The sequence below is a fragment of the Streptomyces minutiscleroticus genome (genome assembly GCF_014650875.1).
Classification (GTDB): domain Bacteria; phylum Actinomycetota; class Actinomycetes; order Streptomycetales; family Streptomycetaceae; genus Streptomyces; species Streptomyces minutiscleroticus.
Genome location: NZ_BMVU01000004.1, coordinates 262,863 through 276,417 on the forward strand (window position 1 = coordinate 262,863; position 13,555 = coordinate 276,417).

Sequence of the window (13,555 nt, forward strand, 5' to 3'; positions counted from 1 at the left end):
CGTGGGGCGGGAGCGGCGGGCACGGGACGGAACGGGGCCGCGGTGCCCGGGGCACCCCGGTGTCCGCCGTGCGCCGTCCGGCGTCTCAGCCGCCGGACGACGTTTCGCCCGGGTTTCGCGGAACGGCTAGGCTCCCGGTCGTGGCTGAGATCCAGATTCCTGCTGACATCAAGCCCGCGGACGGTCGTTTCGGCGCGGGTCCCTCCAAGGTGCGGACGGAAGCGCTGGACGCGCTGGCCGCCACCGGTACGTCCCTCATGGGCACCTCCCACCGCCAGGCCCCGGTCAAGAACCTGGTCGGCAAGGTGCGCGAGGGCATCCGCGAGCTGTTCTCGCTGCCCGACGGCTACGAGGTGGTCCTCGGCAACGGCGGCTCGACCGCCTTCTGGGACGTCGCGACCCACGGACTGATCGAGAACAAGTCGCAGCACCTGACCTTCGGCGAGTTCTCCTCCAAGTTCGCCAAGGCCGCGAAGCTGGCCCCCTGGCTGGCCGAGCCGACCGTGATCGCCTCCGACCCGGGCACGCACCCCGAGCCGTCCGCCGAGGCGGGCGTCGACGTCTACGGCCTCACGCACAACGAGACCTCCACCGGTGTCGCGATGCCGGTCAAGCGCGTGGCCGGTGCCGACGAGGGCGCCCTCGTCCTGGTCGACGCCACCTCCGGCGCGGGCGGCCTCCCGGTCGACGTCGCCGAGACGGACGTCTACTACTTCGCCCCGCAGAAGTCCTTCGCCTCCGACGGCGGCCTGTGGATCGGCGTCTTCTCCCCCGCCGCGATCGAGCGCGCCGAGCGCGTCCACGCCTCGGGCCGCCACGTCCCGGAGTTCTTCTCGCTGCCCACGGCGATCGACAACTCCCGCAAGAACCAGACGTACAACACCCCGTCCCTCGCCACCCTGTTCCTGCTCAACGAGCAGCTGGAGTGGATCAACGGCCAGGGCGGCCTCGACTGGTCGGTGCGGCGCACGGCCGCCTCGGCGCGCACCCTGTACGGCTGGGCCGAGGAGTCGAAGTACGCGACCCCGTTCGTGACGGACCCGGCCAAGCGCTCGCAGGTCATCGGCACGATCGACTTCACCGACGAGATCGACGCGGCCGCCGTCGCCAAGGTGCTGCGCGCCAACGGCGTCGTGGACACCGAGCCGTACCGCAAGCTGGGCCGCAACCAGCTGCGCGTCGCGATGTTCCCGTCGATCGACCCGGCGGACGTCGAGGCCCTCACCAAGTGCGTCGACCACGTCATCGAGCGCCTGTAGTCCCCTTCCGCGCACGACGGCGCCCGGCATCCCCGTACGCGGGGGATGCCGGGCGCCGTCGCGTACGGGCGGGAACCGGGCGGCCGTCCCCGTGCCGGTCAGTTCCGGCGCAGCAGGCGCCTGAGGCCGAAGACCGCGGCGAGGGCCGCGAGCAGGACGAGGGCGCCGGTCCCGAGGCGGGCGGTGGGGCCGTCGCCCGCGCCGTCGCCGTCCGCCGCCGACGTGCCGCCGTTCGAGGCCGGCCCGCCGTCCTCCTTCCCCTCCGCCCCCGGTGCCGCCTCGGGCCGCACCGAGCTGCGCTCGCCCTCGCTGCCGTACAGGAGCGTGGAGCCGTCCGGGGTGTAGGTGAGGGACTCGCCCTGCGGCTGGAGCGGCACGTTCAGCCGGCCCCGCCGCTTCGGACTCCCGTCGTTCCAGTCGTACGCGATGCCGCCGAAGTAGCCGCGCACCGCGAGCTGCCTGCCGTCAGGGGAGAACGCGGCGTCGGTGGCCCACAGGCCGATCTCCGCGACGCGCCGGAAGACGTTGGCGCCGGAGGCGGAGAGCTCGGCGGGGCCCTCGTAGAGGCCGCCGCCGTCCTCGTTCTTCGAGACGATGTACACCCGGCCAGTCTTCGGGTGCACCATCAGCGACTCGGCGTCGCGGGCGCCGTCCGCGTACCGCACGACGTACTGCGTGGCGCGGACCGTCTGGTCCTTCAGCTCCTCCGGCTCGGGCACCCGGTAGATCCAGACGTGGTCCCAGGAGCCGTTCAGGTTGTCGCCGATGTCGCCGACGTAGAGGGCGCCGTCCGGGCCGAGGGATATCGCCTCCACGTCCCGGGGGTCGCCGACGCCCGTCATCGTGACGGTGGCGACCGTCTTCCCGGTGCGGCCGTCGACGGCGTAGAGGTACGGGCCGTCGTCGCTGTCGTTGTGGGTCCAGTAGATACCCGGGTGGGCGCGGGAGGCGGCCAGGCCGCTGGACTCGGTGATCCGGGGGTCCTCGATCGTGAACCCGTCCGAGCCGTCGTCGGCGGCGACGGCGGTGGCGGGCGCGCTCAGCGCGACGGCGAGGGCGGCCCCGGCGAGGAACGGCAGCGAACGGCGCATGCCCCAAGCCTGCCATCCCCGCCGGGAGTTCCGGCCGGGGGCCGGGGCGGAGCAGGCGTCGGGGCCGGGGCGGGTGGCCGGTGTCACTTCGCGTCCGGGGCGGTGATCGAGGATGATGAGCGGATGCTCAGATTCATGCCCGTCGGCGACTCCATGACCATCGGGAGCGCGGGTGAGCACACGTGGCGCCACCGGCTCTGGGAGCACCTGCGGGACACCTACGGCGGCCCGTTCACCTTCGTCGGACCGCGCGAGACGGTCTACGACAAGGTCGCCGAGGAGCCGTCCTCGTACGCGTACGCCGAGCCGGACTTCCCCCGCGGCCACCTCGCCGGCTGGGGCGAGGGCTGGCACCACCTGGCCCCGCTGGTCGCCGACGCGGTCCGCGCCACCCGCGCCGACGTGCTGCTGGTCTCCCTGGGCCTGATCGACCTGGGCTTCTACACCGACGCCCGGCAGACCGCGGACAACGTGCGCCGTTTCGTCGCGTCCGCCCGCACGGCGAACCCCCGCGTCCACATGGTCCTGCTCCCCGTGATCCACAACGTCCGGGCCCGCTCGGAGCCGGCGTTCGCGGCGGAGGTGACGGCCTTCAACGAGCTCCTCGCCAAGGCCGCGACCGACCTGGACGACCCGGCCTCCCCGCTCCTGGTGGCCTCCGTCCCCGAGTCGTACGACATCGACCTCGACACCTACGACGGCACGCACCCGAACGCCTCCGGCGAGCACAAGCTGGCGGCGGCGTTCGCACAGGCCATGTACCAGGCATGGGACCTGGGCGGTCCGTACACCCGTCCGTGACCGGTCACCGTGCGTGTCGCTGTACCGCGCGGCCGCCTTCCCCCGCGGCTGAACCGCCCGCGCCCCGTACGGGACGCGCGGGGCGCGGGGTGTTGCCTGGAGCGCACTCCAACGCGTTGGCTGTGGACCATGAAGTACACGCAGCTCGGACGCACAGGACTCAAGGTCAGCCGGCTCGTCCTCGGGACGATGAACTTCGGACCGCAGACCGACGAGGCCGACAGCCACGCGATCATGGACGCGGCCCTCGACGCGGGCATCAACTACTTCGACACGGCCAACGTCTACGGCTGGGGCGAGAACAAGGGCCGCACCGAGAGCATCATCGGCGACTGGTTCGCCCAGGGCGGCGACCGGCGCGACAAGGTCGTCCTCGCCACCAAGGTGTACGGCAACATGGGCGCCGACGGCGAGGTCTGGCCCAACCACGACAAGCTCTCCGCCGTGAACATCCGGCGGGCCGTCGAGGCCAGCCTGAAGCGGCTGCGGACCGACTACATCGACGTCTACCAGTTCCACCACGTCGACCGGGACACTCCCTTCGAGGAGATCTGGCAGGCCATCGACGTGCTGGTGCAGCAGGGCAAGATCCTCTACGCCGGTTCGAGCAACTTCCCCGGCTACAAGATCGCCCAGGCCAACGAGATCGCCGCCCGGCGCGGCGGCACCATCGGCCTCGTCAGCGAGCAGTGCCTGTACAACCTCGCCGAGCGCCACGCCGAGATGGAGGTCATCCCGGCCGCCCAGGAGTACGGCCTCGGCGTCATCCCCTGGTCGCCGCTGCACGGCGGGCTGCTCGGCGGCGTCCTCAAGAAGGAGGCCCAGGGCGGGCGCCGCGCGTCGGGCCGCGCCGCCGACACCCTCGCCGACCCGGCGGGGCGCGCGCGGATCCAGGCGTACGAGGACCTGCTGGAGAAGCACGGGCTCGAGCCCGGCGAGGCCGCGCTGGCCTGGCTGCTGACCCGGCCGGGCGTCACCGGCCCGATCGTCGGCCCGCGCACCGCCGAGCAGCTCGCGTCCGCGCTGCGGGCGGTCGAGCTGGAGCTGTCGGAGGAGGTCCTGACCGGGCTCGACGAGATCTTCCCGGGTCCGGGGCCGTCCCCGGAGGCGTTCGCCTGGTGAGGTGCGCGCCGTCCCCCGGCGCGCCGGGGGACGGCCGCCCGGTGACGTGACGGGCGTCCGGTGCCGCGCGGACACGAGAGGGTCCGGGCGGCACCCGGCACGGCGCGCGGCGGGGGCGGCAGGGGCCTACTTGCCGACCGCCGCCGCCAGCGCCACCACGACGAACATCAGCACGAGCACACCGGCCATGATCCGGTTACGGGTCTTCGGGTCCACGTCGTCGAGCCTAACCGGCCGCTCTCAGCCACCGGTCCCGAGGGCCCGTTCGGCGAAGGTCTCGTAGCGCGGCCCCTCCCCCGGCACACCCGGGCCGGGCAGGTTGCTGCGCACCAGGGACAGCTCGCGCACGGTCCAGGAGCGCCCGGCGAAGGCGTCCAGCGCGGCCGTGAACGGCGCGAGGTCCACCGCCCGGTCGCGGCCGCGGGCGCGGGCCAGCGTCAGGTGCGGCCGGTAGCGCCGGTGCTCCTCCATCGGCAGGCCCGCCCTGCGGGCCGCCGCCTCCGCCCGCCCGGCCAGCAGCCGCAGGGCCGGTACGTCGCCCGTGACGCCGGTCCACAGCGCGCGGCCGCCGAAGGCGCCGCCGCCGCGCAGGGCCAGCTCGAAGGGGTCCGTGCGCCGGGCGGCCCGGGCCAGCCGCTCCGCGAGCGGCGCGACGGCCTCCTCGCCGACCTCCCCGTAGAACGCGAGCGTGAGGTGCCAGCCGGGCCGGCCGGTCCAGCGCAGGCCGTCGGCGCCGGGCAGCCGCCGCGCCCGGGCCACCGCCGCGGCGAGCTCGTCCGTCACGTCCGGCGGCGGCAGCACGGCGGCGAAGAGTCTCATGCCGCCCAGCTTGGCAGAGCCGCCTCCGGCACCGGCACGACCACGACCGGCCCACGGGGCGGGACGGCCACGACTGATCCGTGCAGCCGGTCCACGAAGCCGGGCGGCCGTCGCTCCCGCGGGTCAGGCCGCCGTCGCCAGTCGTCGCTCGCGGGGGACGAACCGCACGTGCGGGTGGCCGTGGTTCCAGCCCACCGACAGCCGCAGGCCGCCGACGCGGGCCAGCACCAGGCCGACCACCACCGCGGCCAGCGTCGAGACGAGGCCGCCGACGGCGAAGCCCGCCCGGGCGCCGAAGGCGTCGGTGACCCAGCCGACCAGGGGCGCGCCCAGCGGCGTACCGCCCATGAAGACCATCATGAACAGCGCCATGACGCGGCCGCGCATGGCCGGGTCGGTGGCCATCTGGACCGAGGTGTTCGCGGTGACGTTGATCGTCAGGCCGAAGACCCCGATCGGCACCATGAGCAGCGCGAACAGCCAGAAGGACGGCACCAGCGCGGCCACGACCTCCAGGACGCCGAAGGCGAGGGCGGCGACGACGAGCAGCCGCATGCGCGCCGTGCCGCGGCGGGCGGCCAGCAGCGCGCCGGCCACGGAGCCCACCGCCATCAGCGTGTTGAAGAGGCTGTACGCGCCGGCGCCCGCGTGGAAGACGTCGTCCGCGTAGGCCGAGAGCCAGACGGGGAAGTTGAAGCCGAAGGTGCCGATGAAGCCGACCAGGACGATCGGCCAGACCAGTTCGGGGCGGCCGGCCACGTAGCGCAGGCCCTCGCGCAGCTGGCCCTTGCCGCGCGGGGTGCGCCGGGCCGGGTACAGCTCGCGGCCGCGCATCATCAGCAGGGCGGCGAGGGGCGCCACGAACGACAGGCCGTTCAGCAGGAACGCCCAGCCCGTGCCCACGCCCGTGATCAGCAGACCGGCCACCGCGGGGCCGACGAGCCGGGCGGACTGGAAGTTGGCGGAGTTCAGGCTGACCGCGTTCTGCAGCTGGTCGGGGCCGACCATCTCGGAGACGAAGGACTGCCGGGCCGGGTTGTCGACGACCGTGGCGAGGCCGACCGCGAAGGCGGCGACGTACACGTGCCAGACCTCGACGTGCCCGGTGAGGGTGAGGGCGGCCAGCGCGAGGCCGGTGAGGGCCATCGCGGACTGCGTGGCCAGCAGGGTCGGCCGCTTGGGCAGCCGGTCCACGAGCACGCCGCCGTACAGGCCGAACAGCAGCATCGGCAGGAACTGCAGCGCCGTGGTGACGCCGACGGCGGTGGAGGACCCGGTCAGGCTCAGCACCAGCCAGTCCTGGGCGATGCGCTGCATCCAGGTGCCGGTGTTGGAGACGACCTGGCCGAGGAAGAAGAGGCGGTAGTTGCGGACCCGCAGCGAGCGGAACATCGATGCCTTCTCGCGCTGCGCGGGGCCGGGCCCGGAGGCGGCCGGGCCCGCGGCGCGGGTCCCGCCGACGGCGGGGGACGCGGCGGAGGCACCGTCCCGCCCGGAGGCGGAGGAGTGCGCGGGAGCGGCGGGCTCGACGGCGGCGGGGTACGCGGGAGCCGCGGGTGTCGCGGGCTCCTCGGCGGCGGAGGGGTGCGCGGCGGTGGAGGGCCGCGCGGAAGCGGTGGGCTCCTCGGCGGTGGCGTGCGGCGCACCGGTGGAGCGGTCCGCGGCGCCGGGGGCGACGGCGGTGTCGCGGACGGCGGCGGTCGAGGCGGCGGGCGGGGAGTCGTGGGTGGCTGGTGCGGGTGCGGAAGCTGCTCCGGTTCCCGTACTCAAAAGGGCTCGCCTCCTAGGCGGTCGGGGGACGTCGTCGTCCCCTGCGGATGTGGTGCGGTGCGCCGACCGCTGCTTACAGGTGAGCCAGCTTCTCCAGGACGGGCGCGGCCGCGCGCAGCTTGGCCCACTCGTCCTCGTCGAGCCCCTCGGCCAGGCCGGCCAGCCACGCGTTCCGCTTGCGGCGGCTCTCTTCCAGCATGGCCTCCGCCTGCTCGGTCTGCGTGACGACCTTCTGGCGCCGGTCCTCGGGGTGCGGCTCGAGGCGGACCAGGCCCTTGGACTCCAGCAGCGCGACGATGCGGGTCATCGAGGGCGGCTGCACGTGCTCCTTGCGGGCCAGCTCGCCCGGGGTGGCCGTGCCGCAGCGGGCGAGGGTGCCCAGCACCGAGATCTCGGTGGGGCTCAGGGACTCGTCGACCCGCTGGTGCTTGAGCCGACGGGACAACCGCATGACCGCGGAGCGCAGGGAGTTCACGGCGGCGGCGTCGTCGCCATGGGTGAGGTCCGGCATGTCTTTAGCGTAACTCATTACTCAAACTAAGGACTACCGGGATGCCCGTGACTCCCGCCACTGACACCACTCGTCACCCGTACGAGTGAGTCATCGCCGAAAAGCGACCTCCGGTCCGGCCGGCGGCGGCGACCCTCGTGACCATGGGGACCAGCGTGCTCAGCCTGCGCATCGACGGAGAGCTGCTCGACCGGCTCCGGGACCGGGCGGCGAAAAGAGGCATGAGCGTCCAGGACTACGTGGCCCGGACGCTCATGCGGGACGACTTCGACGAACGGTTCAGGACCGCCGTCGAGGAGACGGAGAGGTTCTACGAGTCCGGCGGGCCGCGGCCGGACGGGGCGCGGCCGGCCGAGGCCCTCGACCGCCCCCCTCCCCCGGGACCGGGCCGGCCCCTCGGGACCGGCCGCGGGCGTCGGTGACCGGGATCAGGTCAGGCCCAGCGCCGGCATCAGGTAGTAGAAGGCGAAGACCGCCGAGACGACGTACAGCGCGGCCGGGACCTCGCGGCCGCGGCCGGCCGCCAGGCGCAGCACCGCGAAGGTGATGAAGCCCATGCCGATGCCGTTGGTGATCGAGTACGTGAACGGCATCATCAGCATCGTCACGAAGGCCGCGATCGCGATCGTGGGGTCCGCCCAGTCGATCTCCCGGATCGAGCCGGACAGGATCAGGAAGCCCACCGCGACCAGCGCGGGCGTGGCCGCCTGGGACGGCACCATCGTGGCGACCGGGGTGAGGAACAGCGCGACGGCGAAGAGCAGGCCGCTGACCACGTTCGCGAGGCCGGTGCGCGCACCCTCGCCGACGCCCGCCGTGGACTCCACGAAGCAGGTGGTCGCCGAGGAGGACGTGGCGCCGCCCGCGGCGACCGCGATGCCGTCGACGAAGAGGACCTTGTTCATGCCGGGCATCCGGCCGTCGGAGTCGGTCAGCTTGGCCTCGTCGCCGATGCCCATGATCGTGCCCATGGCGTCGAAGAAGCAGGACAGCAGCACGGTGAAGACGAACAGGACGCCGGTCAGGACGCCGACCTTGCCGAAGCCGCCGAACAGGCTGACCTGGCCGACCAGTCCGAAGTCGGGCGTCGAGAACGGGTTGCCCGGCCACGTCGGGGTGGTCAGGCCCCAGGACGGGACGTCCGCGACCGCGTTGACGACCAGCGCGACGGCGGTCATGGCGACGATCGAGATCAGGATCGCGCCCGGCACCTTGCGGACGATCAGCGCCAGCGTGAGCAGCGTGCCGAGGACGAAGACCAGGACCGGCCAGCCGGTGAGGTGACCGGTGCCGCCGAGCTGGAGCGGCACGGTGGTCTGCGCGACGTCCGGGATGCGCGAGACGAAGCCGGAGTCGACGAGGCCGATCAGCATGATGAACAGGCCGATGCCGATGGCGATGCCCTTGCGCAGACCGAGCGGCACGGCGCTCATCACGCGCTCCCGCAGGCCCGTGGCGACCAGGAGCATCACGACGAAGCCCGCGAGCACGACCATGCCCATGGCGTCCGGCCAGGACATCCGGGGGGCGAGCTGGAGGGCGACGACCGTGTTCACGCCGAGGCCGGCGGCCAGGGCGATCGGCACGTTGCCGATGACGCCCATGAGGAGCGTGGTGAAGGCGGCGGTCAGCGCGGTGGCGGTGACCAGCTGGCCGTTGTCGAGCTGGTGCCCGTACATGTCCTTGGCGCTGCCGAGGATGATCGGGTTGAGCACGATGATGTAGGCCATCGCGAAGAACGTGGCGAAGCCGCCACGGATCTCGCGCCCGACCGTGGAGCCGCGCTCGGAGATCTTGAAGTAGCGGTCGAGCGCGCCGTACGCGGGCCGGGGTTCCGGCTGCTCGGGGACGGGGGCCTTGGCGACGGCCGAGGTGGACATGCGGGTCCTCAAACGGGTGCGGGTGCGGGGACGATCTGTGGTCCGGTACGGCCCGTGTCCGCCCACCGCCCAGGACTCCCCGGGTCACTGTTGGCGTTTCCTACGAACATAAGCGGCCATACTCAGACTGTTTCAGTATGAACATATGAGGCGCAAAATGCCATCTCCGCGCGTAGACCTGGGAACCGGACAGGCGGCGTGATCGTTCACGCGCGTACGCGGACCGCGCGGACGGCCCGCGCGAAGGGCCCTCGTAAGCTGTGCGCATGGCGAAGTGGACCCCGAAGCACGAGGCGCCGGAGCCCCTGGAGGGCCCCGTCGTCGCCACCATCACCGGCGGCACGATCCTCTGGTTCGTCCTCTTCCTGGTGCAGCTGCCCTTCTACGGCTGGTTCGACGACCACGGCCACCTGTGGTGGGTGTGGACCTGCCTGGCCGGCGGCGGGCTCGGGCTCGTCGGCGTCTGGTACGTGCGCAAGCGGGACGCGGCCATCAAGCGCGACGCGGCGGCGCGGGCGGCCGCGCCCGCGGCGGACGCCGGCGATCCGTCGGCGAGGCGCTGAGCCGACCCGTACGGGGGATCGCCGTTCACCCGGCCGTCCTCGCCGGCGGATGTACAACCACGGCATCACGGCCGCTCCTCCGCAGGTCGGACTTCGGGCCGCTCGGCGGGTGAAGGCGCGGGTCCGCCCGTACCGTCGAATGCATGACGCACATCGACGCGGGCGCCGAGCTCGACCCCGTGCACCCCGTGCCGCTGCCCGGGCGGGCGGCGGGGCTGACCGCGGCCGAGGTCGCGGAGCGGGTGTCCCGCGGCGAGGTCAACGACGTACCGGTGCGCAGCAGCCGCTCCACGCTGGACATCGTCCGGGGCAACGTCTTCACCCGGTTCAACGCGATCATCGGCGTGCTCTGGCTGGTCATGCTGGTCGTGGCGCCGATCCAGGACAGCCTGTTCGGCTTCGTGATCCTCGCCAACACCGGCATCGGCATCATCCAGGAGTGGCGCGCCAAGAAGACCCTGGACTCCCTGGCGGTGATCGGGGAGGTCCGGCCGGCGGTGCGCAGGGACGGCGCGTCGGCCCGGGTCGGCACCTCGGAGATCGTGCTCGGCGACCTGCTGGAGATCGGGCCCGGCGACCGGATCGTCGTGGACGGGCGGATCGCCGAGGCCGACGGCCTGGAGGTCGACGAGTCGCTGCTCACCGGCGAGGCCGACCCGGTCGTCAAGCACCCCGGCGACGAGGTGATGTCGGGCAGCTTCGTGGTCGCGGGCAGCGGCGCCTTCACCGCCACCAAGGTCGGCCGGGAGGCGTACGCGGCGCAGCTCGCCGAGGAGGCATCCCGGTTCACCCTGGTCCACTCCGAGCTGCGCTCGGGCATCTCCACGATCCTCAAGTACGTGACGTGGATGATGGTCCCGACCGCGATCGGCCTGGTCGTCAGCCAGCTGGTGGTCGAGGACAACGACATCCGGGACTCGGTCGCGCGCACGGTCGGCGGCATCGTGCCGATGGTCCCCGAGGGCCTGGTGCTGCTGACCTCGGTGGCCTTCGCCATCGGCGTCATCAGGCTCGGCCGCAGGCAGTGCCTGGTGCAGGAGCTGCCGGCCATCGAGGGGCTGGCCCGCGTCGACGTCGTCTGCCTGGACAAGACGGGCACGCTGACCGAGGGCGGCATGGCCGTCACGGAGCTGCGGGTGATGGCGGGGGCGGACGGGGCGAGCAGGCCGGACAGGACCGACGAGGCCGACGAGGCCGACGAGGCCGACGAGGCGTACGCGCGCAAGGTGCTCGGCGCCCTGGGCGAGTGCGACCCGCGGCCGAACGCCTCGCTCCAGGCGGTCGTCGACGCCTTCCCGGACAGCGAGGAGTGGCGGTGCGTGGAGTCGCTGCCGTTCTCCTCGGCGCGCAAGTACAGCGGGGCGACGTTCAGCGAGGGCGACGGCGAGCACAGCACCTGGCTGCTGGGCGCGCCCGACGTGCTGCTGCCCGCCGGCGACCCGGTGCTCGCCGAGACCGACCGGCTCAACGAGGAGGGCCTGCGGGTCCTGCTCCTGGCGCGGGCCGCGAAGGACCTGGACGACCCGGAGGTCGCACGGGACGTGCGGCCCGCCGCGCTGGTCGTCCTGGAGCAGCGGCTGCGCCCGGACGCGGCGGACACCCTGCGCTACTTCGCCGAGCAGGACGTGGACGCGAAGGTGATCTCCGGTGACAACGCCGTCTCGGTGGGCGCGGTGGCCGGCAAGCTCGGGCTGCCCGGCGCGGAGCACCCGGTCGACGCGCGCGAACTGCCCGCAGGGCGGGACGCGATGGCGACCGCCCTGGAGACGGGCACGGTCTTCGGCCGGGTCGCCCCGCAGCAGAAGCGCGACATCGTGGGCGCGCTCCAGTCGCGCGGGCACACGGTGGCGATGACCGGCGACGGCGTCAACGACGTACTGGCCCTGAAGGACGCGGACATCGGCGTCGCGATGGGCTCGGGCTCGGAGGCGACCCGGGCTGTGGCGCAGATCGTGCTGTTGGACAACAGCTTCGCGGCCCTGCCGTCGGTGGTCGCCGAGGGCCGCCGGGTGATCGGCAACATCACGCGCGTGGCGACGCTGTTCCTGGTCAAGACGGTGTACTCGGTACTGCTTGCGCTCCTGGTGGTGTGCTGGCAGGTGGAGTACCCGTTCCTGCCGCGCCATCTGACGCTGCTGTCGACGCTGACCATCGGCGTCCCGGCGTTCTTCCTGGCGCTGGCGCCCAACAAGGAGCGGGCGCAGCCGCACTTCGTGCGCCGGGTCATGCGGTACGCGATCCCGGGCGGGGTCGTCGCGGGCCTCGCCACCTTCGCGACGTACCTGCTGGCCCGGCACCACTACCGGGGCCCCGGCGCGCTGGACGCCGAGACGAGCGCGGCGACGCTGACGCTGTTCCTGGTCTCCATGTGGGTGCTGGCGATCATCGCCCGGCCGTACACCTGGTGGCGGATCTGCCTGGTCGCGGCGATGGCGGCCGGGTTCGTGCTCGTCCTGGCCGTGCCGTGGCTGCAGGACTTCTTCGCGCTGCGGCTGGTCGGCACGACGATGCCGTGGGCCGCGGTGGGGGTCGCGGCGGTGGCGGCGGCCGCCCTGGAGCTCCTGTGGAGGTGGGTCGGCCGCCGCTTCTCCGCCTGGGCCCCGCCGCCGGGCGGCGAATTCTAGGGATCGTCACAACACGTGATCGGTTGTGTCAGACGGCAAGCAGTTTATGCAGACGCTCGGCCGGGGTTTCCCAGCCGAGCGTTTTGCGTGGGCGGCCGTCGAGCTGGGCGGCGACGGCGTCCAGGTGTTCACGGCTGTGGACGGACAGGTCGGTTCCCTTCGGGACGTACTGCCGCAGCAGGCCGTTGGTGTTTTCGTTGGAGCCGCGCTGCCAGGGGCTTGCCGGGTCGCAGAAGTAGACCGGGACGTCCGTGGCGGTGGTGAAGCTGTGATGGGCGGCCATTTCGGAGCCCTGGTCCCACGTCAGCGACTGCTTGAGGTGCGCCGGCAGCCTATGTGCGGCCTCCGTCAGGGCGTCGCGGACGCTGGCTGCGGTGTGGTCGGCGGGCAGGTGGAGGAGCATCACGTAGCGGGTGCTGCGTATCCTGGTCCTGCTGCGGTATGTCATCAAGGGGTTCGCGAGCGGCCTGAAGGGCTGAGCGTTCTCCCTTGAGCTTTCTCCCGCCCCAGCGGCCTCGGCCCGGGTCACCCGAGGGGTGGCCCGCGCGAGAACGGCCTCAGGCCTTCGGCGGGCCGTCCAGGAGTGTCACGCCGTACTGGGCCAGCAGGTCGGTATGGTCCGTGTCGTGACGCGCGTCGGCGGAGCCGATCGACCGGAAGTAGCCCTCGATGGCCCCGGGATTGTTGATCTGCAACACCTCGGCCGTCGAGGTGATCGGCTGGAAGGTGTGGGGAACCAGACGGGGGCCGAAGATATAGGCGCCCGGCCCGGCGTCATGGACGTCACACTCGTCAAGCGAGGCCGATCCGACCCAGAACCGGACGCGGCCGGACAGGATCACCCAGCTTTCGTCCTCCCGGCTGTGGCTGTGCAGGGGCGGCGCGTCCGACGGGCGCATGGTCAGCCGCAGGACGGTGGCCACTCCTCGCGTCTCGGAGGTCGACACGACCTGCTCCTGGATGGTGTCGTAATAGTGGTAGAGGGTGCCTTCGCCAGGGTTGCGCACGAGCGGGAAGCTCATGTGAGTTCTCCTCTGCTGTGGGTCGAGCACGAGGGATGGCCAGGTCGCCGGGGCCACCACCGGTCAGACCATTTGGTTGACGGTTCAATTATC

At 72.6% G+C, this 13,555-nt stretch carries 12 protein-coding genes and 1 pseudogene; 6 read left to right on the top strand and 7 right to left on the bottom strand.

Annotated elements, in window-relative coordinates:
* Positions 1-140: 140 nt before the first annotated feature.
* Positions 141-1,259: a phosphoserine transaminase gene (serC, locus tag IE271_RS08345; protein WP_190189540.1), complete on the top strand. Its 1,119-nt coding sequence runs from the start codon at positions 141-143 to the stop codon at positions 1,257-1,259.
* Between the two features lie 98 nt (positions 1,260-1,357).
* Here serC and IE271_RS08350 read toward each other — a convergent pair whose 3' ends face one another.
* A complete protein-coding gene (locus IE271_RS08350) occupies positions 1,358-2,350 on the bottom strand; it encodes a WD40 repeat domain-containing protein (protein WP_190189541.1) in 993 nt (330 codons plus the stop codon).
* 123 nt (positions 2,351-2,473) lie between these two features.
* Here IE271_RS08350 and IE271_RS08355 point away from each other — a divergent pair, with 123 nt between their 5' ends.
* Positions 2,474-3,151, top strand: coding sequence for a GDSL-type esterase/lipase family protein (locus IE271_RS08355; protein WP_190189542.1), 678 nt, complete (start codon positions 2,474-2,476; stop codon positions 3,149-3,151).
* Positions 3,152-3,280: 129 nt separating this feature from the next.
* The gene (locus IE271_RS08360; RefSeq protein ID WP_190189543.1) at positions 3,281-4,273 is read left to right on the top strand and encodes an aldo/keto reductase; all 993 of its coding nucleotides are present in this window, start codon (positions 3,281-3,283) and stop codon (positions 4,271-4,273) included.
* Positions 4,274-4,513: 240 nt separating this feature from the next.
* Here IE271_RS08360 and thpR read toward each other — a convergent pair whose 3' ends face one another.
* The 3 genes from thpR to IE271_RS08375 form a co-directional block, all read right to left on the bottom strand.
* On the bottom strand, positions 4,514-5,092 hold the full coding sequence (thpR, locus tag IE271_RS08365) for an RNA 2',3'-cyclic phosphodiesterase (protein ID WP_190189544.1): 579 nt from the start codon (positions 5,090-5,092) through the stop codon (positions 4,514-4,516).
* A gap of 123 nt (positions 5,093-5,215) precedes the next feature.
* On the bottom strand, positions 5,216-6,484 hold the full coding sequence (locus IE271_RS08370; RefSeq protein WP_190189620.1) for an MFS transporter: 1,269 nt from the start codon (positions 6,482-6,484) through the stop codon (positions 5,216-5,218).
* Positions 6,485-6,935: 451 nt separating this feature from the next.
* Positions 6,936-7,373: a MarR family winged helix-turn-helix transcriptional regulator gene (locus IE271_RS08375; RefSeq protein WP_190189545.1), complete on the bottom strand. Its 438-nt coding sequence runs from the start codon at positions 7,371-7,373 to the stop codon at positions 6,936-6,938.
* Between the two features lie 143 nt (positions 7,374-7,516).
* Between IE271_RS08375 and IE271_RS08380 the strand changes: the two genes are divergently transcribed.
* Positions 7,517-7,795 carry a BrnA antitoxin family protein gene (locus tag IE271_RS08380; RefSeq protein WP_229919195.1) on the top strand — a complete coding sequence of 93 codons (279 nt, stop codon included), beginning with the start codon at positions 7,517-7,519 and terminating at the stop codon, positions 7,793-7,795.
* 6 nt (positions 7,796-7,801) lie between these two features.
* On the opposite strand, the gene IE271_RS08385 is transcribed toward IE271_RS08380, so the two are convergent.
* The gene (locus tag IE271_RS08385) at positions 7,802-9,253 is read right to left on the bottom strand and encodes an NCS2 family permease (protein ID WP_190189546.1); all 1,452 of its coding nucleotides are present in this window, start codon (positions 9,251-9,253) and stop codon (positions 7,802-7,804) included.
* Positions 9,254-9,519: 266 nt separating this feature from the next.
* Between IE271_RS08385 and IE271_RS08390 the strand changes: the two genes are divergently transcribed.
* Positions 9,520-9,816 carry a DUF2530 domain-containing protein gene (locus tag IE271_RS08390; protein ID WP_190189547.1) on the top strand — a complete coding sequence of 99 codons (297 nt, stop codon included), beginning with the start codon at positions 9,520-9,522 and terminating at the stop codon, positions 9,814-9,816.
* A gap of 143 nt (positions 9,817-9,959) precedes the next feature.
* Complete coding sequence (locus IE271_RS08395) at positions 9,960-12,440, top strand: HAD-IC family P-type ATPase (RefSeq protein ID WP_190189548.1); 2,481 nt, start codon at positions 9,960-9,962, stop codon at positions 12,438-12,440.
* A gap of 28 nt (positions 12,441-12,468) precedes the next feature.
* Here IE271_RS08395 and IE271_RS08400 read toward each other — a convergent pair.
* Together IE271_RS08400 and IE271_RS08405 are read right to left on the bottom strand one after the other, a co-directional pair.
* A pseudogene (locus IE271_RS08400) lies at positions 12,469-12,861 on the bottom strand (IS30 family transposase); the annotation flags it as partial.
* Between the two features lie 136 nt (positions 12,862-12,997).
* Positions 12,998-13,462: a cupin domain-containing protein gene (locus IE271_RS08405; RefSeq protein ID WP_190189549.1), complete on the bottom strand. Its 465-nt coding sequence runs from the start codon at positions 13,460-13,462 to the stop codon at positions 12,998-13,000.
* Positions 13,463-13,555 lie beyond the last annotated feature (93 nt).